Below are 20,056 nucleotides of genomic sequence, written 5' to 3' on the forward strand. Positions count from 1 at the left end.
CTATGAATGTCTGTATGAAGTCACTACCTGCCAGACAAACGCGCCACTAGAAAGCGGTCTGCTTCTCGATTTCAAGAATCATCACGGGCCAGTCTTCCCGGTGAAGTTCGTGGCCGCTACCTTCGAGGGTAACCAGTCTGGCGCCAGCGATGGCTGACTGCAGTGCCTGCCCGTGAGCGTAGGGTATTACCGGGTCTTCAGTCCCATGAATGATCAGTGTCGGCACCGAAATCTCATTGAGCCGGCCAAGCCATTTGTCACCTCCGGTTAACGACGCATGATTGAACCCCGTGGTGATATCTGGGGTTGTATCAAAATCCATCCTGGCCATCTCCCGAATGGCGGCATCATCAAAGGGATGTGCCGAGCCAGAAAACAAACGCAAGGCGGTTACCTGGTTCTCGACCACGGCCTCTCTGTTTGACCAGTCAACTTCACCGAGAGTTTCAAAGTATTCCAGCACACTCGGGTCCATACCGGGCAAGTTCGGATCCGTATCGGCCAGGCGTTCCGACGATATCAACGTGAGGCTGCGTACCCTGTCGGGCTGCTTTAACACCACAAGTTGAGACAAAAAACCACCCAGCGACATACCCACCAGATGAGCGGACGTCAGGTTGTAGCCCTCCATCACACGAACAACATCGTCCGCGAGGTCTTCAACAGAATAGTGGAACTCTCCGGGCGTATAACTTGTCGATCGACCGGTGTCTCTGTGATCGTATCGAATAACGTAGCGGCCCAGGCTAGCCAACTGAGCACAGAACGCATCCGGCCACCAAACGGCGGACGCCGTGGCCCCCATCACCAATACGACGGGAATGTCGTCAGGGCTGCCAAACGACTCAGTAAAGAGCTCAAGGCTCTGACTGGTAACTGTTTTGCTCGACTTCAGGATGGATGTCATAACCTGCTCACTCAGATATCGGCCTACTTAAGTGCTTTCACATTCCGATAGGCCTGCTGGATCAGCGCCAGCACAGCATCGGAATTTAGCGGTACGCCCGGCTTTAATTTTACATGGCGCATGAGTTTACCACTGCCCTCCAGTAGCCTGGCAGGGTCCTGCAATTCGCCACCCCGGAAAAACCCCAGGTTTGCGTGATGGGTGAATGCGTTCACATACGCCAGGGCGACGTCACCTACACATGCTGTCGGGCAGCCATCGTGCATCAATTCGCAGACGTCCGGGCCACAGGCGCGCACACGATCAAAGTATGTCTGTGCCAGGGTGCCCAATTCACCCGGATGGTTGTGCATCCATTCAGCAACCGCCGGGTCTTGCGGTACGGCGTCGTTTAACCGAAATATCCGATCCACTGCCGCCCCCATTGGTTGTTGTGGATGGGTGGGTATCAGCCCGCATCCGGATGGTCTGGCCCGGCATCCGGATATTGCGGGAGGGTGTCGTTTATCTGCAACCAGTCGACTTTACTGGCCACCCAAATGTGATACTGCGGCTGAATCGTCGTGCGGTCATCCAGAGAGGCCAGGGTGACATCCAGCGTCTCCGGCTCAAAGGCGTGTCGAAACACCAGTTGAGTGCCACACTCGGTACAATGCTCCCGCTGCCCTTGCTCGCTTGAAGCATAAACCCCCGGTGCACCGCGGGTATATTCAAAGGTTACCCGCGGGAACGTGGCCCAGGCCACTACAGGTGCACCGGCTGAGCGCTGGCACAGCCGACAATGGCAATAGCCAGCATCAATAGCTTCATACGAAACGCGATAACGAATAGCCTGGCACAGGCAACCACCGGTACGTGTCATCACATTGGCCCTCCATTAACAACACTCAAGCTTAGCTGAGATTAGGGCATACGCGATGTCTGACCGGAGACAACGACGTGAAAATTTGCCTTCACCTGAGCTGACTCAGCTTATCGTACTTCGGAATTACTGGCCTCCAGCGGCCCTGCCACATAGTCGACCTTGGGCGTTCTGAAACCCATCGCTACCCACGCCCCAAAGAGCTTTCCGTAGAAGGACAGGGTATGGGTTTTGGGGTTGGGTACATCGTCTGGCAGTTCAACGCCCGCACGGCGGCTGCGGGTCATGGTTCTGATTTCAAGCGGTGGGATATTGGCATCTGTCCACAAGCCACCATAGAGGCTCAGCCAGTGCCCCTGGCTGAATTCCAGAAACATCGGGGTGTTACAACATACGGCCACGACCCGGCGTGTAGGGGCACCTTCCGATAAACGATGCTCACGCAGGTGTGACTGACCTCTTGTGCAGTGCACCCGGTCCTTCCGGTACAACACAAAGCGGGTCGCACCGTTCTCATCCACAATAGACGGTGCATCTGGCAAGGCTTGCAAAACGGCACCGGCCGCCTGGCAATCCGTACAGAGACATTCAGCACTGATGATCGGCTTACCCTGAACCTTAAGCGTCACCTCACCGCATCGGCAGGACAATGCCGTTGACTGAGTTTTCATGATCTGTCTCCTCCCTGGTGAGCAAGACTGTGTTGGCTGGCTCGTACCATGTGTTGAATGAAAAAGAACGATAACGGCCGAATCAGTATTCGTTAAACCCTTTGCCATCGAAGATCTTATCGCGGCATTTCTCCACTCGCGCTTCACGGGTTTTGGCCTGCTTGGCACTGCCGATGTGCAATATATAGCTGCGCTGGCGACCAGGCGTGAGCGCCTCGAAGGCGTCTTTCAGTGCAGCATCGGCATCCATTGCCTGCTGAAGTTCTAAGGGCAATGCATAGTCTTTCATTTTCTTAAAATCGACCCGCAGACCCGCCTTCTCTACCTCAATCGCTTCCAGAATGTAGGCTTTAAGCACAGAGGCCAACTCAACCACCCGCTCTGCATCCGTAAAGCGAATGACCCGGCCAGACTGAGTATTCTCACCCGGCGCGACCAACAAGTGATGCTCGTCCTTTAACAGGGCGCCTTTCATAAAGCTCAGCACGTAGTTAGTCTTGAAGGCACCAATCATCACCACATTCTGACCGTCGTAGGTATAGCAGGGTGAGCCCCACTTTCTTTCTTCAGTCAGCGGCGTGTCCAGCACCACATTGCGCAACTCAGCAAGTCCATCCCGCCAGGTGTTCACCTTGCACTCGGGTGTGCCGACTTTGTCGCACCGGCCACAGCCTTCTGCCATGTACTCGTCAACCGCCGGGTTCTTCGTGCTCATTGATATTCACTCCCGATAATGGTCAGCCTTCAGGTCGCTGGTATTAAAGCCCCGCTACCACCATGGCCCTGATCTTACTGGCCTTTTCAAAGTGGTCCAGTTTGTGAGTTTGAATCCACCAGGTCGCCGCTTCCATCAGCAGCTCCGGGTCATCATTCTTGTTGGCGAAGAACGCATAGAACGAAACACCCACGGTATCGCCTTTGGTTTGCAGCTTTTTATTACACACATTAACCACTTTTTCCCTTAACGTCTGGCGCACTCTGTTGCTCCTTATGATTCATTATTGCCGTTCATTGGCCTACAACAATAGGACCCATGAATGCCGGTTATGATCGTTCCATTTCAATCGCCTGTACGGGTACCCCATTGTAGTAGGCTTCAAATTCACGAAGAGTGACAAAGCCATGACGCCGATACAGCTCAACAGCGGGCGCATTGCTTTTTGCAACCGACAACCTGGCAGGCTTCCACGCGACTGAAATAAGGTGTTGCAACAATGCCTTTCCAACGCCCTTCCCACGGTAACTCGGGTGCACAAAAATCGCCCTGATTTCACTCTCGAAAACAGCCCCAAAGCCCTGAACATCAGGATGGCTGCTCACAACGATGTGGGCGGCCATCAAATTCCGAAACCTCTGTTCATCCTGCTTTAGCGGCAGCAGCTCGAACGGACCTTGCTCAAATCGAAGTTCGTCCAACTTGGAATGGGCATAAATGGCTTCAATCGCGTCAAAGTCGCCGGGTTCGAACGGCCGTATCGACGCGATGCCGTGCAAGGTCTGATCACCCATAATCATTCACCCGGGTCATACCGGAAGGTTCTGGCCATAACCAGATACCCGAACGAGGCCGACCAGGTGATCATCATAAACCCCACCAGCGCTTCGGTGCCGGCCAGAAACCGGATATCGCCGGTCGCTGCCAGGTCACCCCAGCCTACGGTGGTGTAATTGGCCGCCGAAAAATACACACAGTCCAGAAAAGTAACTTCCGAATATCCGGTAATTGCGCCATAGCCACCCTGGCTCAGCAACAGGTATGCGGCGCCACCAAACAACCAAATCTCAACCACATGAGCGAACAACAGCGCAAACATCACCGTCAGGACAATGGGTCGATCCCGCACAGACTCATGCAACCGGTGTTGTCGGCGCACCACCCAGCGGTTCAATAACTGAATAAATTCATAGTGGAAGACAACCACTAGCCCTACGACCAGCGCCGTTACCAGTGTAACCACAACTTCAGACGGAATTAGCACAATAAAAGACCTACCTTGCTGCCCATGTTTCCTTCGTTTCAGTCATCATATTCCACCCGAACACCGGGTGTCATTGCTGCGATCATGAGCCTCGCTAACCAATACCGATCTGCAACACTGCCGGCATGCAGTGATATGTTATATCATGCCCAGATTTTCAAGCAGTAATACCCTTTAACCTACCCGGAGACCCACTGCGTGACCACTCCTGCCGTTCTGACCCAGCTGAACCAAAACCGACGGGGCATTCAGTTGCGCATACTTTCCGGGTTTTTGTTCACCGCCATGGGCCTGTGCATCAAACTGACCAGTGACACCATACCGCTTGGGCAAATCGTCTTTTTTCGCTCAGCCTTTGCGCTGATTCCACTGGTGATATTTCTATTTCTACTGGGCCATTTTCCACGAGGCTTGTACACCAAAAGACCGCTTGGGCACCTGGCCCGGTCAAGCCTGGGGGCCGCCGCCATGTTCGCCTCCTTTGCCTCCATCGCACGGCTGCCACTGGCCGAGGCGACACTGATTGGCTATCTGGCACCGATCATGATGGCCGTACTGGCAGTTCTTGTACTCAAGGAACAACTGAACGCTCGCCGCGTCATCGGTATTGGTTTGGGCATGCTGGGTGTTCTGGTTCTGACGTTACCTGAAATAAGCGCTCCGGAACTCAACGCAACCCGGCTGGCGGGTTATGGTTTTGGAATTCTGATGGGTATTTTCACCGCTGCGGCACTGATTCAGGTGCGACGCCTGACGGCAACGGAATCCCCCGGTGCCATCGCCTTTTACTTTGTGCTGGTGTCCATGCTCGCCGCCCTACTGACACTGCCTGCGGGCTGGGTCACACCAACCCCTTCAGACCTGCTGCCGCTGATTCTCGCCGGGCTGTTCGGCGGCTGCGCCCACATCGCCATGACCCTGGCGTTCAAGTACGCCGAAGCCTCACTGCTGGCCCCGTTTGAATACCTGACGTTGATCTGGGCGGGCATGATCGACGTGCTCTGGTTCGGTACCGGTTTGGGGCTTGCCTTCTTTCTGGCATTGCCACTGGTATTGGCGGGTGCAGCGGTGGCGTCTTCTGGGCGCAGATGAAGGACCAGTACAGTCGCCTGGAACCTTCAACCAAATCGGTTAGATGTATTCTACCCGCAGCACAATGTCCTGCTCATAGTTGCCAAACTTCTGACCAAACAGATTGATGCCACCAACGTGACGCGCATCGTCCTTTACTCCGATGCGCACACTGATGAACCGGTTCTTCATTAACTTCAGATCGTCACAAGTCACATCGGAGAGCCGAATACCGTCGATGAAGCTGCCTCGCTCAGTAACGCGCCAGCCTTTGAGCAGACCGTGTTGGGTGTTGCGATCCTCCCACCAACTGGGGTTAAGCAAACCGCGCTGGTCACCGAAATCGGCCGGTGACGTCCAGCTGCCAAGCTCAACGTCGTTGATCCACAGGGTAATGTCCGACGGCCAGTCCGGGTGATACATCGGGGCTTCGGAACAAATTTCCATGGTCAGCCAGAGGTTGCGTGGCCGCACCGAGTGCGGCAGCCGGTTGGGGATGCGGTACTCCAAATACCCGGATTTAAACCAGATCAGCTGAGCGCTGGGATGATCCGGTTCGTAAAAGGAGCTCGGATCATCGGTCAGGCCAATCAGGCCGACTTCGCTGGTCAGGCCGCAGGTCGGTGTGACACTGGCATCCGAATAGGCACCCACCGGCCAACTGAATTCCCAGATCGGATGCTCGTGGCTGGGTTCGGAATGGGTGGGCATGTCGATAACGATGCGATCGTAGACGCGCTGGCAAATACGCTGCAAGCCGCGCTCGCCCGGCTTTTCCTCAATGTGCACCAGGCCGCAGGCCTCGAGCTTTTTAACGTGTTGAGACACCGTCGACAACGGTAACCCCAGTGAGCGGGACAAATCACCCACGCTGTGCAGACCTTCTGCCAGCTCGCTGAGAATGCGCACCCGGGGTTCGCTGGCCAGCGCTTTAATGGTATTCAAATCGCGCCGGTCGTCCGATTTCAACACCAGCGTCGGCGAAACATGGGTCGGGTCGGTCAGGCGCTGAGTCTTTAGTTCCACTATTTCAATACCTTTAATAATCGCACTCACCAGTTTCCGGTAAGTTTAATTGCACTTAAATCCATATATTTCAATAACTTAAGATACCTATTCGGTTTCCTGATGCGTCTTGCCTGAACTCGCATTGAAGCGCATTATTTTAAAAACAACAACAACAAAGGCAAGCGCGATGCGTCTGACTTCGTTTCTACACAGTGACAACTTTTCCGGCTGGGCGTTCATCCTGCCCTACCTGATCGCCTTTGTACCGCTGCTACTGTGGCCGTTCATTCAGGGGTTCTGGATGAGCCTGCACGAGTGGAACCTGCTGGCGGTAACGTTCAACCCGGGAGCAAAAGAATTCATTGGGCTGGGCAACTACATTCGCCTGATGGGTGGCGATGACATTGGCTGGTCGTTGCAACCGATGTGGCCGTTCCGGTTGGTGGTGTCGGCATTGGTGGTCACGCTGTATGTGCGATCCATTCGCCGACGTGCCGTGGGTTACAGCCACCACATCATGGCCGGGCTGACGCTGTTCACGACCGCAGTTCTGCTTGGACTCACTGGCGACTGGTACGACACCCGATTCTGGATCGTGGTGCGCAATACGCTGGTGTTTGTCGCCTGGGTGGTGCCCGTTACCACCACCATTGCCCTGCTTCTGGCCATTGCCCTGAACCGCGAAGGTCGCTGGGCCGCCACGCTGCGCAGTGTGTTTTTCTTTTCACAGATTCTGTCGGTCACCGTTGTCACGCTGATCTGGCAACTGGTGTATGGCGTGCGCAACGGCTTTATTGCCAATGTGCTGGCGCCGTTCGGGATTGATTCGCCCAACTGGCTGACCGACGACCAACTCGCCATGGGCGCCATTGTTGCCGCCACGGTCTGGTGGTCGGTTGGGTTCGCGCTGATTCTGTTTCTGGCCGGCCTGCAACAAATACCCGGCGAACGCCTCGAAGCGGCCACACTCGATGGTGCCGAAGGCTGGCGCAAAATCGTGCAGATTATTGTGCCCTCGATCATTCGCACCGTTCAGTTTGTGATGATCATGCAAATCGTTCTGCACTTTCAGGTGTTCGGCCAGTCGCAACTGATGACTCAGGGCGGCCCCGGAGATGCCACCAACGTCTGGGTCCGATACATCTATCAAACGGCTTTTCGCGATTCGGAGGTCGGCTACGCCTCCGCCATGGCCACCGTACTGTTCGCCTTCATGATGATCTTTTCACTGATCCAGTTCTGGGTCACCAAGCGGCAGGAGTCTTAACATGAATCAACGTGCCTTGCCCCGCTGGGTGTTCATCGTCGTCACCGCCGCGGCCGTCGTCTGGCTGATCCCGGTAGTCTGGATGCTGTCGCTCTCGTTGCAGCCGAACGAACTGCTGAGCCGCACCACCGCCAACACCTTTCTTGGGTTGGTACCGGTACCGTTCACGCTCGATAATTTTCGCGCCATTCTTTCCATCGGTGATACACCGCGCTGGTTCATGAACTCCATGTTGGTTGCCGGAACCTCAACCTTTTTGGTATTGGCGACCTCGACACTCGCCGGTTACGCCTTTGCCCGCATTCGTTTTACCGGCCGCAGCATTGTCTACCCACTGGTGCTCGCCGGGTTGATGGTTCCGGAACAGGTGGTGTTCATCCCACTCTATGTCATGTTCGCAGACTGGAATGCACACAACAGCCTGCCAACGCTGGCCCTGCCCCGGGTTGCCCTGCCGATCGGTGTGTTTCTGATGACGCAGTTTTTCAAAGACATTCCGGATTCACTGGAAGAAGCGGCGCGCCTGGAGGGCTGTGGCCATGCCCGAATATTCTGGTCGATCATGCTGCCGCTGGCTACGCCAATGATGATGACACTCGCCATCATCACCTTCCTGTATTCCTGGAACGATTACCTCTGGCCCCTGGTCTCGGCACAGCGTACCGACTTTTTCACCATCACCGTCGGCCTGGCCAAAATCCAGGGCAACTTTGCCCAATCGCAGGGGCTCGGTCAGTTAATGGCCTCCGGTGTCCTGGCATCGCTGCCGGTGATTATTTTGTTCCTGATGTTTCAGAAATACATTCTGCGCGGCATTGCGTTGTCGACGGACAAATAGCAACGCATTACTACCGAAACGAACCGGGGTCCGCGACAGTGGCCTCAGATCAGAACGACACACACAAGCATGCAGTGTTAAAAATCGACTCTGACCGGGTCGAAAAAACAACAACAGCAGGAGAACAACATGAGACTGACCAACACACTCACCGCCAGCGCATTGGCTCTGTGCGTTACCACCACCGGCGTTCAAGCGGAAACCGAACTGGAGCTGGCCCGTTTCTTTGGTTCGTGCGACGATGCAGGAACCGATGTGAGCGCGGCCGTCGGTGAAGCCTGTATTATTCAGACCATCATCAACGCCTATTCGGCTGACGATAATGGCGTCACCATTGAAACCCTGCCAACGGACTGGGGTAACTACTACGACCAATTAAAAGCCATGTATGCCGGTAACAGCGCGCCGGATGTTCACGTTATCCACAAGTCGTCCATTGCCGAATTTGCCTCACTGGGCGCCTTGATGCCCCTGCAGGAGGACGACCTGCGCGCCGCCGGCATTAACCCGGACGACTGGGTCGACCGTGCGCGAGATGCCGTTACCTACGATGGCCAGATGTACGCCATCCCCATGGACATTCACGCCAACCTCTGGCACATCAATCTGGATATTTTGGCCGAAGCAGGCCTGGTGAATGACGCGGGCGAGCCCATTTTACCTAGCTCGCCAGAAGAGCTGATGGCCCATGCCAAGCAGGTAAAAGACGCAACCGGTAAGGACTACCTAACCGCCGACTTTGCCCAGTTCCCGATTGGGGTGCGGATGGTACTGGCCATGCTGTGGCAACAGGACAGCAACGTATTCAGCGGTGACGAAGCAACGGTCAATACACCGGAAGCACAGCGCGCCGTTGAAACCATTGTCGGCCTCTTCGATGCCGGCTATGCCGACCCCAATCTGAACTACAACGACTCACAGCAGGCGTTTCTGGAAGGCGATGCCGCCATTCAGATCAACGGCACCTGGATGGTCGATATTTACGACAGCGAGACCCGCAACGACGACTCTGCCCTTGCCTCCTACTACGTCGCCGATTACCCGCAGTTATTCGATGAAGCCGCTACCTGGGCCGACAGCCACACCTGGGCATTGCCGGTTACCCTGCAAAGCGAACCCGAGAAATATGAAGCCGCCCTCGGCTTTCTGGCCTGGTTGAATGATCACAATGTTGACTGGGCACGGACAGGTCACCTGGCCGTGCGTCAATCGGTACTGGACTCGGCTGAGTACCAGAACCTGGCCCATCGCGATGAGTACAGCAACACCGTCAACATTGCCCGCGATAACCCACCAGCCGTTCGCTACAGCGCCATTCAGGACGTACTCAACCGGGAGCTGCAATCGATCTGGCTGCAAGGCAAAGGTATCGAGGAAGCCCTTGCCGACGCAGAAGGCGAAATCAACCGCTTACTGTAACCCATTAGGCGGAGCCGCTTTGGCTCCGCCTTTGCTCACTGAACCGTCACAGGAACCTCATCATGTCACACCGATGGAGCCCGGAAGCCGCCTGGCACTGGACCGAGCAGCATGGCTGGCCCGTTGGCTGCAACTTTACGCCGAGCTCGGCTTGCAACCAGCTTGAATTCTGGCAAGCGGACACGTTCGATACGTCGACGATAGCGCGTGAACTCGATCAGGCTGAAAGCCTCGGGTTCAACCTGCTGCGCGTCTACTTGCACGATTTGCTCTGGAAAGGCGATGCACCAGGTTTGCTCGATCGCATTGACCAGTTTCTGGCACTGGCCAACGAGCGCAACATTACAATACTGTTCGTGTTCTTCGACGACTGCTGGAGCAACTACGCCTTCCCGGGTGCGCAACCACAGCCGCGCCCGGGCATCCATAATTCTCAATGGCTGCAGTCGCCCGGCGCTCGCCATGTGATTAACCCTGACGTTTGGCCCCAACTACAAAACTACGTCCAGGGTGTGATGCAACACTTCAGGGACGATCGCCGGATCTATGGCTGGGACTTATACAACGAACCGGGCAATGAAGGCCTGCTTGGTAACTCACTCGGTTTACTGGAAGCCGTGTACCAATGGGCACGCGAGGTAAATCCTTCGCAACCCTTAACCACCGGACCCTTTCGCTGGACAGACGGGTTCAAGGCGATCAACGACTGTCACCTGGCCAATGCCGACATTATCAGCTTTCACAACTATGAAGTGCTTGAGGTGACACAAGGCATCGTCAATACACTCACTGAATTTGGTCGGCCCTTACTGTGCACCGAGTACATGGCCCGCCCGGCCGGATGCCGTTTCGATACGCACCTGCCCTACTTTAAAGAACACAACATCGGCGCACTTAACTGGGGGCTGGTGGCCGGTAAAATACAAACCCAATTTCCCTGGGAGGCACAGCCCGGCCAGGGCGAACCGCCGCTGTGGTTCCATGATATTTTTCGCAAAGACGGTACGCCCTACCTCGACACAGAGGTTGACCTAATTCGCAAGCTGACCGGCGCACCCACCCAAGGTTAATCTGTTTCAGTGCAACCTCGTAGCACGCTTTGGCGACCTCCGGGTCGCTCTTTTTTCCCTCCTGGCAGAGAATAAAAGTTTGACCAAATAATGAGTCCTGAACCCACCTCTTTACTTGGCTTCAACGTCTCGCCGTGACAAGTTTTTCGACGTGACGGCTCACCCTATCGCTGCGGCCAACAACGTCCGCGGAATAGGTTATGGTACCTTAACCAGGCAGCCCCACAAACGTTGGCACCTCCCCTAATTTCTCATCCCAGGCTGCTTTGCTGGATGTGAAAATATGCGCAGTGGGTACCATGGAATTTTCAGTGTCCAAACACCCTGCAGGCACGACAAGCATCCCAGCGACCTGAGTGCTTGGCAATGCTGAACCACACAAGCGACAAAAGCTCTTGTTATGACGAGTACCAGGCAACATAAAAGACGTCACAGCATCTGCACCTGACTGCCAATTCAACGTTGCGGAAGCCGAGAATAGATTCGCCGCATGAGACGAGCCTGTGTCTTTTTGGCAATACTCACAATGACACAGGTAAAAGCGGTCGAACTCTCCGTTAACCTCAAATTTAACGACTCCACACAGGCAAGATCCAACATGCTTGGCCATAAGATTCTATCCCTCAGACTTCAGGTTGTAAAAAAACGCTGAGCTTAGCGGCTACCCTATAACACCCAGCATATGCACTAGCCTGGAGTCGCGAAGCCGCGGAAAATTGGTCGCCGTGATAGCGCTTACTAAATGCCAGCCGTAGTTTCCCGCAGGAACACCGGGAAGTCAGTGGTTGGCGGTGAAACATCAATCTGATACAGAATGCCCGCCGCGTGACCGCGGTGGTAGGTAGTATGGTTTACAACGTGCAGTAGGATATCCCGGCGGTTCATTTTTCCGGCTTCTCCCCCTATATACTCAAACTCTACAATCTCCTTCAATTCTTTCTCTGCTATTGTGTCCGCGTAGTTAACATACCACTCATCAATGCATCGCTGCCTTACAACCAATTCCTCCAACTCCGGACAATCATCAGGGTTGCGGGTGGTTAGGCCGTGAGGTCTGCCTAGCAAGTGACATTTCCAGACACGGTCCATTTGATAAGAGTGGTTAAGCGTGCGTAGCAGACTTCCAAAGACGATTGGTCGAGCTGTGGTAAGCTCTGTATCAGGAAGCGAAGACAATGCGGATAAGAACACATCGTCTGCCCAAGCCTTGTAACGGGTTAGAACCTCTATCTCTCTCATAAGACGCCTCTGTGCCTACACCGGTCAGGCATTTACCATCAATTTCGGCCAAGTGTCGAGCCACCTTTTTTCTTGCATTCGCTGAGCGAATGCCTCTGGCTTCAGCCTCTTTGAATTTGGCGTAATTGTATACTCAAAGAGCACGTCAACGCCGAAAGGAGCGATGATGTCTATATCTTGACGGTCACTTAAGGTGGCACCAACCGCTGTTTCAACTTCCACCCAATAGCTCATAGCGTCTTCAGTTGACGCATAAGGACGATCTGAATTGCGTGTATGCATTCTGGCCTGGTTTTTTACCGACCATGGAAAGTCGGAGATCGCTTTGAGGCGAATCTCTATGGCTCTATCCGCTTTCTCGCTTGTATCGTCCCGATTAAAATAAATCAAGTCGATGTCGTTCAGAGCTGTCGCGCAGCTATACCCATGAACTTTGTCCCATGCAAGGTTGCGGACGAAACCAGCGGCAAGGCACCAATTGCTCAAGCCCAGTGCACTTGCAATGGAAAGTGCCTGCATTCGCATGGCGTCCTCTGATATCCATTCTTTGATCTGTTCTGTGTTGTTCATTTAGCTGTCTTACAATTCTGTAGCAGAAAAACTGTTACGCCGCGAACCTGTGTCCGAGACCTGTTTGCGGCGTGTGGTGATCTGGCCTGACGTTAACGGCCTTATGATATTACATTCTTGTGCAGCCCATAAATTATGTGATTTAAGATCCGGTCACCCACTCTTTCTTCATTTGTTATTCTACCCTCCTCGGCCATTCAAGCCATTCACGTAGACACTCAAAGTCTACTTTGACAATCTTTCGCAAAGCAGGTGAATACTTCCTGTCCGATAACCACAGAACGATTTCATCAGCAACGGGTTTCTTATATACAGAGCACTTTAAGGTTATATATTTCACATAGATGGTGAGAAATTTGTTACCAGATGTCCGCACGCAGTGATCTTTTTACGCTTTTGTTAATGAGAGCTACGACGGCACCATTCGGTCTTAAGCATTGCCATAATTACCGTACTCCACCATTTACCCTTAAAAAATCGGTTTTCGATAAACTTGGCCTCTTCGCGCATGCCCAGTGCCTTACACAATCTTATAGCTGGGATATTGTCTGAAATTGTCTCAGCGTAAACTCTATGTATATCAAGCGCATCAAAGCCGTATGTCAAAAGGGCTGACATGGCCTCTTCAGCATACCCGGCTGATTGAAATTCACGACCAACACCGCACCCAACCGAAGCTTGTTTATTCAACTCTACACGAAGCCCAACAGTACCGATAAACTCTCCCGTACTTTTGAGACAGATTGCCAACTGATACTTGCTTCGGTTCAGTTCCTCTGACTGCAGTACAAAATGTTCAACTAGGCTGCGCGATTTCTCGACAGAACAGTCTTCCTCACTGTAAAAGCGCTGATACTTTGAATCACCAGTCAGGGTGCAGTAAGCAGCTACATCGCCTCTTTCAAAGTCGCGCAGTAATAAGCGTTTGGTCTCAATAATCAACACTTACTTCCTCGGGTAAAGATGCCATCTATCGCTTGGCACAGCGACGAACGCTAGCAAGTCCAGGCCCTAAAGACTGATACTTCTTCCGCTTGCCATATGTTTAATTAAACCGAACATGCTTAGCCACCCTTGACTCTAACAGTCTAATTAACTCTGGTTGCATTCTGCCATAGTTGTCCGGTATGTCTAAACAAACCAGCTTTTTCCCCTTCAGGAGATCTTTGAATTTTCGGGAAACTTTGTTTCTATGGCTCTTTTCCATAACAAGGATGACGTCAGCCCACTCGATAAGATCGCCACTAACGGGCGTTTCAGCGTCTGAATTCGTGCCTGCACCGATAGCGGTTACACCCGGGTATTCCGAGAATACTTCCTCTCCGGTAGGACTTCTCAGCCTATTTTCACTGCAAACAAAGAGTAGATTCATCAGGTTCCTTATGGCATGTAACGTCGTGCTCAACGGCAGTTTATAAGTTGTGGTTTTGTCGAATGAACTTACCCGGGAAAAGCCCCACAAACTGCTTCAATTTAAAAGATAGACTGACTATGATGACGGTCGACTGCAGTGCTTAGTAGCGTGCATAGGGAACCTGCCGAATACTGGCCACTGCCTACTTTATACTGTGAATATTGAGGTATGTATGAAAGCTATGAACAAGGTTGTTCACTCCCTTATGGTGACCCTCGGCACTGTGTCAGCCACGGCTCTCTTGTTGACGGGTTGCAATACACCTTCCGGCAAAGCCGATAACCCTACCGAACCTACAGAGCCTGTCGAACTGGCGGCCCCTGCCCTGACGGTCGAATCCATTAGGCAGTTTCGCTTTGACTGGCCCGGTGATGAAACCGCTACCCATTACCGAATTCTGGAAAACCCCGATGGTCAATCCGGCTTCACCGACATAAGTGGCACCCTTGCCTCCGGTACTGAGACGTTTCAGCTGGAAGTGCCGCTGCATGCCCGTATCAATGCTACATACATTCTGCAGCGCTGTGATTCAGACGGTTGCAGTGACAGCCCGGCTACTTCAGTGAGTGGTCATCTTAACGCGGGCATCGGTTACTTCAAACCGGATTTTGTGGCACCGGACGACTACTATTTTGGCAGAGCGGTCGCGATCAGTGGTGACGGCCACGTATTAGCCGTTACCGGTGGCAAAGACGTCTACATATTCACCTCTACTTCACAAGGCAGTTGGCAACAACAGCAAAAGCTGACGGTACGCAGTGACGCTATGAGTCTCGACCTGAGTGAGGATGGAAGCCGAATGGCCGCTGGCACGCCCAACGACAGTATGGATGCCGCGGGAATCTTCGACTCGCACAACGATGTTAGCGCTACCGGCGTGTCGGCTTCCGGCGCGGTTTACTTGTTTGCACGTAATGGTGTCAGTTGGGAAGAAGAAGCTTACATCAAAGCCAGTAACAACGCCGCCGTCTCAGATTTCGGCGGCTCTATCAGTCTGAGTGGCGATGGCCGTCGCCTCGCCGTGGGTTCCTATAAAGAAAGCAACGATGCTGCCGGCATTAGCACCACCTTTCCCAACAGCAGCGACAACAGCGGCAAGTCGAGTTCTGGTGCCGTTTATCTCTACCTGTACGACGGTGCTCAGTGGCAAGAAGACACCTACATCAAAGCCAGCAATGTTAATGAGGGTGACTTCTTCGGCTCGACCGTCAGTTTAAGCGACAGCGGCAACAGAGTGGCCGTTGGAGCGCCTGACGAGAGCAATAATGCCACGGGCATCAGCACAACTTTTCCAACAACAAGCAGTGGCAAGTCTTTTTCCGGCGCGGTCTATGTTTATCGACTCGATGGCAGCGAGTGGGTAGAAGAAGCGTATATCAAGGCTAGTAATGCCAAGGCATACGACCGTTTTGGCGTTAGTACGAGCATCAGTAATGAGGGTGATGTTCTCGCTATCGGCGCTTGGGGCGAACCCAGCGCTGTTAGCGGCCCTCAAACGTCCCCCCGTCCCGACGCAGCAACCAATCGTTATCAATCCGGGGCAGCCTATGTCTACCGGCATAACAGTGCTGCCTGGGCGGAAGAGGCCTTTATCAAAGCCGGTAATAGTAGTAATAATGATCGCTTTGGGTGGGGGGTGGCCATCAGTGGTAATGGTGAGTGGTTAGCGATCATCGCCAGAGATGAAGACAGCGACACCAGCGGTGTGCATGCCTCCAGCAGTGATCAAACCAGTAACGCAGCCTCAGATTCCGGTGCTGCTTATGTATATCGATATAACAATGCTCTCTGGGCCGAACAGTCTTATATCAAGTCGAGTAATAATCGAGCCGGAGATATTGCCTTCGGTTATCGCCCTTCAAGCATTAGCCTGAGCAACAGCGGCGATCATCTGGTGGTGGGTGCTATGGGAGAAAATAGCACGGCTACCGGAATTCAGGGCGACCAGGATGACCGTTCGGGCAAGTATATTGGGGCTGTCTATCTCTATTAAAGGCAGGCCACAGTTAAGTATTTTGGTTACTAATAATGAGTGTTTAAGGGGGAGCTTTGCCCGTTCCAGTGAGCAAAGCAAACGGCCTGATCCAGCTCAAGGCTTCACGGATAACGAACCCCCTTCCGGCCATACCTTGCTCGTTACCCTGATCGTCCATGAATCCTAACTACATAACAACTTGTGCTCATTAAACCTTGCCTATGATCCAAGGGTAATTCAAATACCCATCGTGGAACAACGCAATGTCAACCCCCCACTCCAGAGCCGTTCAACACCCTATTCCAACTTCAGCACACCTGTATCACAACCCCCACAAACCGATAAATACGCAGACTATCCAGGGTATTTCGACACATTTGTAGCATATCCAGAAAAATCACCTGGATATGTGTCTCATAACCCCTAACTGAGGTTATTCCCTCCTAAGCCTAAGACTGCTTATAACAAAAGCACAGAAACTGAAAACTAAGGAGCAGTAGCCTGGGTTTACCAAGACCAAAAATAAGAAATAGCGGGGCATAGTTCTGCTGAAAGAAGCTGTTTTTTACAGTCATTGCGGGGTTAGGTGAGATTGGAATATTGAGCCTGGGAAGATCGTTTACATTCGCTACCGCCCGGCCGGTTACAGGGCACACCAAAGGGAGATAAGTTGTGTGGTTACCTTGGCACTGTGTGGCAAAGTTGGCAAGTATTTATGTGTCAGAGGTGTCGTTTGCGCCTCTTTTTCCCTCTTTCCCTCCAGGCCATTTGGCAGGTGCGGGAGAGCGAGCGTCGTATGGGTCTGTGGCTTGTTTTTACTTCCTGCCGCCCAGAGGGCCGGCCTCCCACTGGTCGGTTTTTTTGCCAGCTATATATACCCCGCTGCAACAGGGTAAGTGAACAACACGAGGTGACTGAGGTTAAGTAACCAGTGGGCGAGTACGGCCCAGGCGACCCTGCCGGTGAAGTAATACGCCAGGCCATATACCACGCCAGCCAGGGTAGCAACGCCCACATAAGCCCAGCCACCGGCCAGGTGGGCAAGCCCGAAAAGTACGGCGGCTACAGCCAATGCCAACAATGGCGCCAGGCGTTTTTGCAGTTGGCGTTGCAATAGGCCACGGAAGAGCAGTTCTTCCGCGATGCAGGTGTTCAGCAGATTGCCGGCGGCGAATACCCAGAACCAGGGGGTCCAGCCGGGTTGCCAGTTAATTAGGCCAAGGGTAGCGGCCAGAGTTAGGGTCGCGGCAATACCCAGGGTTAAGGCCAGGGGTATCAGCCAGAAGGGGGCTAACGGTTTGGGTGTAAGGCTTTGCCTGAACAGGGGAATGAAGTTCAGCAGGGACCAGGCAACCAGTACCTTGTCGTGGTTGAAATAGAGGTCGGTATAGGTGCTGCCGGCTTTGAGCAGCACGTCGTCGGCCACTACCAAGCCTTCGTAACCTGGCATGGCGTGTATTACCAGGGCAGCGCTGGCCAGAAACCACAAGCCATATCGCGCCCAGCGCACGGCGGTGGGCACTGCTTGCTCAACCATCCAGGCGGTCAGGCCAATGTAGACGAATGCCACTGCCGCGAAAACCCAGGTTGTGTAACCAATAGTGGCTGCGGCCAACAAGATGAGGGCAGCACCGCCATAGCGCAGTTGGGCGCGGTTGCTCAGGCCGAAGAGGATAAGTGCGGTTGAGTAGAACAGTCCGAAGGTGAGCATAAGTCCCTGTGTTTTATTCGGTGGTATTCGGTGGTGTTTTGTTAACCCCACAGTTTAATGTGTTGGCTAACGTTTCCTGGCGACCATGAAAACCGCTTTTTTGGGGTCAGGCTGCCATTGGTTTTCAATGACAAACCCTGCTTCGACCAGGCTGTATTCCAGCTCGGCCACAGTGAATACTTTGACCAATGGCATCTTGCCAAAAAACCGGGCAATGGGTGCGATGTATTTTACGTACGCCATGCGGTCACCCAAACAGGCCGTGCTCGAAATAAACACGCCGCCGGGTTTCAAAAATTCATGAATTCGGGAAATAACAACGTCTTTGTCTTCCAGCAGGTGCAACAAACTGAGTGCCAGCACCACGTCGAAGCGCGCCTGTTGTGAGCGGAATTCGTCGACCGTTGCGTGTTCGAAGGCAAGGTTACTGACCCCGGAATTCTGTGCTTTCGTGCGCGCCAGATCCAGCATGGCGGACGAGCAGTCTACCGCCAGGTAGTGTTTCACCGTGGGGGCATGCAGCACGGCGGTAGAGCCAGTACCGCAGCCGAGTTCAAGCACGTCGCTGCTTGGCTGCAAATACTGACGCGTGATCTCAAGCTTTTTCTGATAGGCCGCTTCATCCGCAATGGGCATGGCGGCATAGCGTGGCGCCAGTTTATCCCAGAATTTGGCTGTAGTGTTCATCCTTGTCTCCGCTCAGCAGGTTATGCCTCAGCTTATGCCTGTTCACAGAAAGCGCTATGGGCCAGAAGTCCTGTTTAGACCGTGGTTAGAGCCCGACTCTTGCCTTTTGAATCACCTCGGCCAGTTCGGGTTCGATAGGCATCTTGCGAAAGGGGCTGACGTTAGCACCTCCGGTGTTTCCCTGAGGCACCCAACCGAAGGCGGTTTTTGTAGCAGCGCCGATGATGCGGAAAACCTGGCCCCGTGCTTCGCGGACCGACCGGTGTCGACAGGCCCACAGCAACATCAGGCAATGAACTTTAACGTGCCAGTAAGTAGATTCCTGCCCCAGTACATGCGCCCGCTCAAGATGGACAAAGGCTTGCTGAGCGTTGTTAACTGCACTGGCATGGCACGCCGCAGTCAGTTCCTGTTTTACAAAGGGCGCTATGTTTTTGCTGAAACGCTGGTTCATGGTTATCTCCACGGGCTCCGGTGTTGGGTGGGCTGTTAGGGTGCCTGGTCAGCCATCGCTGCGGGGGACGCTCGATGCATCCTGTCCAAAGAGTACTTTCTTCTCGTCGTCGGTAAAGCCGGGTTTGGCCGACGCAATCTGGTCGACCAGTGCATAGGCGCGTTGGGTAGCCGGCCGTTTACTGATGCTGGCATGCCAGCGTTTAACATGGGGAAAATCGTTCAAATCCTGTTTCTGGCGTTCGTGGGAAACCACCCAGGGGTAGCTGGCCATATCGGCGATGGAATAGCTGCCTGCCAGAAACGGCCGGTCGGCCAGTTGCCGGTCCATCACGGCATAAAGGCGGGCCGTTTCTTTTACATAGCGGTCTATTGCATAAGGCACAGGCTCGGGGGCATAAACGTTAAAATGGTGATTCTGGCCCGCCATGGGCCCCAGGCCGCCCATTTGCCAGAACAGCCATTGCATGACATCCAGCCGCTGCCGGGGTGATTCACCATAAAACCGGCCGGTTTTCTCCGCCAGGTAGGTGAGAATGGCACCGGATTCAAACACCGGCACCGGTTCACCACCATCGTCAGGGTCGGTATCGATAATCGCCGGTATTTTATTGTTGGGCGAAAATCGCAGAAATTCTGGCTGAAACTGGTCGCCTTTTCCGATATTGACCGGAATTACCTCGTAAGGAAGGCCCATTTCCTCCAGACACAGGGTGATTTTGTGGCCGTTCGGGGTTGTCCAGTAATACAGTTTGATCATGGTCGGGCTCCAATTGCCGCAAATGGGCCAGTCTGCCCTGTTTTGGCGCGTAAAATGAGTAAATCAGAGGCTTTTTAACCCGGTCACCCTCTGTAACCCAGTTGTCTCTTTTTTATTCAGCTTTAACAGGTATAATGCGCGCCCTAATTTAAAGC

24 protein-coding genes are annotated in these 20,056 nt (G+C 53.6%); 6 read left to right on the forward strand and 18 right to left on the reverse strand.

Going from position 1 to position 20,056, the window contains the following annotated elements:
* Positions 1 to 46: 46 nt before the first annotated feature.
* The 8 genes from EP166_RS19350 to EP166_RS19385 all read right to left on the reverse strand — a co-directional run bounded on the left by EP166_RS19350 (position 47) and on the right by EP166_RS19385 (position 4,419).
* On the reverse strand, positions 47 to 907 hold the full coding sequence (locus EP166_RS19350; protein ID WP_127560193.1) for an alpha/beta fold hydrolase: 861 nt from the start codon (positions 905 to 907) through the stop codon (positions 47 to 49).
* A 23-nt stretch (positions 908 to 930) separates the two neighbouring features.
* Positions 931 to 1,320, reverse strand: coding sequence for a DUF1801 domain-containing protein (locus EP166_RS19355; protein ID WP_220432645.1), 390 nt, complete (start codon positions 1,318 to 1,320; stop codon positions 931 to 933).
* Positions 1,321 to 1,355: 35 nt separating this feature from the next.
* Positions 1,356 to 1,769, reverse strand: a complete 414-nt coding sequence (locus EP166_RS19360; RefSeq protein ID WP_127560484.1) for a GFA family protein — start codon at positions 1,767 to 1,769, stop codon at positions 1,356 to 1,358.
* A gap of 110 nt (positions 1,770 to 1,879) precedes the next feature.
* Complete coding sequence (locus tag EP166_RS19365; RefSeq protein ID WP_127560197.1) at positions 1,880 to 2,440, reverse strand: GFA family protein; 561 nt, start codon at positions 2,438 to 2,440, stop codon at positions 1,880 to 1,882.
* 82 nt (positions 2,441 to 2,522) lie between these two features.
* Complete coding sequence (locus EP166_RS19370; protein ID WP_181952735.1) at positions 2,523 to 3,155, reverse strand: YdeI/OmpD-associated family protein; 633 nt, start codon at positions 3,153 to 3,155, stop codon at positions 2,523 to 2,525.
* Positions 3,156 to 3,198: 43 nt separating this feature from the next.
* Entirely contained in the window at positions 3,199 to 3,417 is a 219-nt protein-coding gene (locus tag EP166_RS19375; RefSeq protein ID WP_127560201.1) for a DUF6500 family protein, read from the reverse strand.
* A gap of 67 nt (positions 3,418 to 3,484) precedes the next feature.
* Positions 3,485 to 3,949 (reverse strand): GNAT family N-acetyltransferase, encoded by a 465-nt coding sequence (locus tag EP166_RS19380; protein WP_127560203.1) that lies wholly within the window; start codon positions 3,947 to 3,949, stop codon positions 3,485 to 3,487.
* Between the two features lie 2 nt (positions 3,950 to 3,951).
* Positions 3,952 to 4,419 carry an ion channel gene (locus EP166_RS19385; protein ID WP_127560205.1) on the reverse strand — a complete coding sequence of 156 codons (468 nt, stop codon included), beginning with the start codon at positions 4,417 to 4,419 and terminating at the stop codon, positions 3,952 to 3,954.
* A 198-nt stretch (positions 4,420 to 4,617) separates the two neighbouring features.
* On the opposite strand from EP166_RS19385, the gene EP166_RS19390 reads away from it, so the two are divergent.
* Positions 4,618 to 5,511, forward strand: a complete 894-nt coding sequence (locus EP166_RS19390) for a DMT family transporter (RefSeq protein WP_246026357.1) — start codon at positions 4,618 to 4,620, stop codon at positions 5,509 to 5,511.
* A gap of 39 nt (positions 5,512 to 5,550) precedes the next feature.
* On the opposite strand, the gene EP166_RS19395 is transcribed toward EP166_RS19390, so the two are convergent.
* Positions 5,551 to 6,516 carry an ArsR/SmtB family transcription factor gene (locus tag EP166_RS19395; protein ID WP_220432647.1) on the reverse strand — a complete coding sequence of 322 codons (966 nt, stop codon included), beginning with the start codon at positions 6,514 to 6,516 and terminating at the stop codon, positions 5,551 to 5,553.
* A 169-nt stretch (positions 6,517 to 6,685) separates the two neighbouring features.
* Between EP166_RS19395 and EP166_RS19400 the strand changes: the two genes are divergently transcribed.
* The 4 genes from EP166_RS19400 to EP166_RS19415 all read left to right on the forward strand — a co-directional run bounded on the left by EP166_RS19400 (position 6,686) and on the right by EP166_RS19415 (position 11,092).
* Positions 6,686 to 7,765 (forward strand): carbohydrate ABC transporter permease, encoded by a 1,080-nt coding sequence (locus EP166_RS19400; RefSeq protein ID WP_127560207.1) that lies wholly within the window; start codon positions 6,686 to 6,688, stop codon positions 7,763 to 7,765.
* 1 nt (position 7,766) lies between these two features.
* The gene (locus EP166_RS19405) at positions 7,767 to 8,603 is read left to right on the forward strand and encodes a carbohydrate ABC transporter permease (protein WP_127560209.1); all 837 of its coding nucleotides are present in this window, start codon (positions 7,767 to 7,769) and stop codon (positions 8,601 to 8,603) included.
* Positions 8,604 to 8,732: 129 nt separating this feature from the next.
* Positions 8,733 to 10,022, forward strand: coding sequence for an extracellular solute-binding protein (locus EP166_RS19410; protein WP_127560211.1), 1,290 nt, complete (start codon positions 8,733 to 8,735; stop codon positions 10,020 to 10,022).
* A 62-nt stretch (positions 10,023 to 10,084) separates the two neighbouring features.
* On the forward strand, positions 10,085 to 11,092 hold the full coding sequence (locus tag EP166_RS19415) for a glycoside hydrolase 5 family protein (RefSeq protein ID WP_127560213.1): 1,008 nt from the start codon (positions 10,085 to 10,087) through the stop codon (positions 11,090 to 11,092).
* A 208-nt stretch (positions 11,093 to 11,300) separates the two neighbouring features.
* Here EP166_RS19415 and EP166_RS19420 read toward each other — a convergent pair whose 3' ends face one another.
* From EP166_RS19420 to EP166_RS19440, 5 genes are all read right to left on the reverse strand, one after another.
* Positions 11,301 to 11,702 carry a GFA family protein gene (locus EP166_RS19420; protein ID WP_127560215.1) on the reverse strand — a complete coding sequence of 134 codons (402 nt, stop codon included), beginning with the start codon at positions 11,700 to 11,702 and terminating at the stop codon, positions 11,301 to 11,303.
* 128 nt (positions 11,703 to 11,830) lie between these two features.
* Positions 11,831 to 12,331, reverse strand: coding sequence for a DinB family protein (locus EP166_RS19425; RefSeq protein ID WP_127560217.1), 501 nt, complete (start codon positions 12,329 to 12,331; stop codon positions 11,831 to 11,833).
* Between the two features lie 24 nt (positions 12,332 to 12,355).
* A complete protein-coding gene (locus EP166_RS19430; protein WP_127560218.1) occupies positions 12,356 to 12,901 on the reverse strand; it encodes a nucleotidyltransferase family protein in 546 nt (181 codons plus the stop codon).
* 399 nt (positions 12,902 to 13,300) lie between these two features.
* Positions 13,301 to 13,846: a GNAT family N-acetyltransferase gene (locus EP166_RS19435; RefSeq protein WP_127560220.1), complete on the reverse strand. Its 546-nt coding sequence runs from the start codon at positions 13,844 to 13,846 to the stop codon at positions 13,301 to 13,303.
* A gap of 100 nt (positions 13,847 to 13,946) precedes the next feature.
* Positions 13,947 to 14,273 carry a low molecular weight protein tyrosine phosphatase family protein gene (locus EP166_RS19440; RefSeq protein ID WP_127560222.1) on the reverse strand — a complete coding sequence of 109 codons (327 nt, stop codon included), beginning with the start codon at positions 14,271 to 14,273 and terminating at the stop codon, positions 13,947 to 13,949.
* 214 nt (positions 14,274 to 14,487) lie between these two features.
* Between EP166_RS19440 and EP166_RS19445 the strand changes: the two genes are divergently transcribed.
* Entirely contained in the window at positions 14,488 to 16,308 is a 1,821-nt protein-coding gene (locus tag EP166_RS19445; RefSeq protein WP_127560224.1) for an FG-GAP repeat protein, read from the forward strand.
* Between the two features lie 850 nt (positions 16,309 to 17,158).
* Here the strand turns inward: EP166_RS19445 and EP166_RS19450 are convergent.
* The 4 genes from EP166_RS19450 to EP166_RS19465 all read right to left on the reverse strand — a co-directional run bounded on the left by EP166_RS19450 (position 17,159) and on the right by EP166_RS19465 (position 19,901).
* Positions 17,159 to 18,001 (reverse strand): CPBP family intramembrane glutamic endopeptidase, encoded by an 843-nt coding sequence (locus EP166_RS19450; protein WP_127560226.1) that lies wholly within the window; start codon positions 17,999 to 18,001, stop codon positions 17,159 to 17,161.
* Positions 18,002 to 18,067: 66 nt separating this feature from the next.
* A complete protein-coding gene (locus tag EP166_RS19455; protein ID WP_127560228.1) occupies positions 18,068 to 18,688 on the reverse strand; it encodes a class I SAM-dependent DNA methyltransferase in 621 nt (206 codons plus the stop codon).
* A gap of 85 nt (positions 18,689 to 18,773) precedes the next feature.
* Complete coding sequence (locus tag EP166_RS19460; RefSeq protein ID WP_127560230.1) at positions 18,774 to 19,142, reverse strand: DUF3703 domain-containing protein; 369 nt, start codon at positions 19,140 to 19,142, stop codon at positions 18,774 to 18,776.
* 48 nt (positions 19,143 to 19,190) lie between these two features.
* Positions 19,191 to 19,901, reverse strand: coding sequence for a glutathione S-transferase N-terminal domain-containing protein (locus EP166_RS19465; RefSeq protein ID WP_127560232.1), 711 nt, complete (start codon positions 19,899 to 19,901; stop codon positions 19,191 to 19,193).
* Positions 19,902 to 20,056 lie beyond the last annotated feature (155 nt).

Origin of the sequence: Saccharospirillum alexandrii, assembly GCF_004000275.1 — a bacterium.
In the GTDB taxonomy this organism is placed as follows: Bacteria; Pseudomonadota; Gammaproteobacteria; order Pseudomonadales; family Natronospirillaceae; genus Saccharospirillum; species Saccharospirillum alexandrii.

Coding starts and splice junctions, on each gene's coding strand:
- EP166_RS19465 (WP_127560232.1), bottom strand. CDS start 19,901: ATGATCAAACTGTATTACTGGACAACCCCGAACGGCCACAAAATCACC.
- EP166_RS19440 (WP_127560222.1), bottom strand. CDS start 14,273: ATGAATCTACTCTTTGTTTGCAGTGAAAATAGGCTGAGAAGTCCTACC.
- EP166_RS19425 (WP_127560217.1), bottom strand. CDS start 12,331: ATGAGAGAGATAGAGGTTCTAACCCGTTACAAGGCTTGGGCAGACGAT.
- EP166_RS19370 (WP_181952735.1), bottom strand. CDS start 3,155: ATGAGCACGAAGAACCCGGCGGTTGACGAGTACATGGCAGAAGGCTGT.
- EP166_RS19405 (WP_127560209.1), top strand. CDS start 7,767: ATGAATCAACGTGCCTTGCCCCGCTGGGTGTTCATCGTCGTCACCGCC.
- EP166_RS19360 (WP_127560484.1), bottom strand. CDS start 1,769: ATGACACGTACCGGTGGTTGCCTGTGCCAGGCTATTCGTTATCGCGTT.
- EP166_RS19400 (WP_127560207.1), top strand. CDS start 6,686: ATGCGTCTGACTTCGTTTCTACACAGTGACAACTTTTCCGGCTGGGCG.
- EP166_RS19380 (WP_127560203.1), bottom strand. CDS start 3,949: ATGGGTGATCAGACCTTGCACGGCATCGCGTCGATACGGCCGTTCGAA.
- EP166_RS19450 (WP_127560226.1), bottom strand. CDS start 18,001: ATGCTCACCTTCGGACTGTTCTACTCAACCGCACTTATCCTCTTCGGC.
- EP166_RS19415 (WP_127560213.1), top strand. CDS start 10,085: ATGTCACACCGATGGAGCCCGGAAGCCGCCTGGCACTGGACCGAGCAG.
- EP166_RS19420 (WP_127560215.1), bottom strand. CDS start 11,702: ATGGCCAAGCATGTTGGATCTTGCCTGTGTGGAGTCGTTAAATTTGAG.
- EP166_RS19350 (WP_127560193.1), bottom strand. CDS start 907: ATGACATCCATCCTGAAGTCGAGCAAAACAGTTACCAGTCAGAGCCTT.
- EP166_RS19410 (WP_127560211.1), top strand. CDS start 8,733: ATGAGACTGACCAACACACTCACCGCCAGCGCATTGGCTCTGTGCGTT.
- EP166_RS19430 (WP_127560218.1), bottom strand. CDS start 12,901: ATGAACAACACAGAACAGATCAAAGAATGGATATCAGAGGACGCCATG.
- EP166_RS19455 (WP_127560228.1), bottom strand. CDS start 18,688: ATGAACACTACAGCCAAATTCTGGGATAAACTGGCGCCACGCTATGCC.
- EP166_RS19365 (WP_127560197.1), bottom strand. CDS start 2,440: ATGAAAACTCAGTCAACGGCATTGTCCTGCCGATGCGGTGAGGTGACG.
- EP166_RS19445 (WP_127560224.1), top strand. CDS start 14,488: ATGAAAGCTATGAACAAGGTTGTTCACTCCCTTATGGTGACCCTCGGC.
- EP166_RS19460 (WP_127560230.1), bottom strand. CDS start 19,142: ATGAACCAGCGTTTCAGCAAAAACATAGCGCCCTTTGTAAAACAGGAA.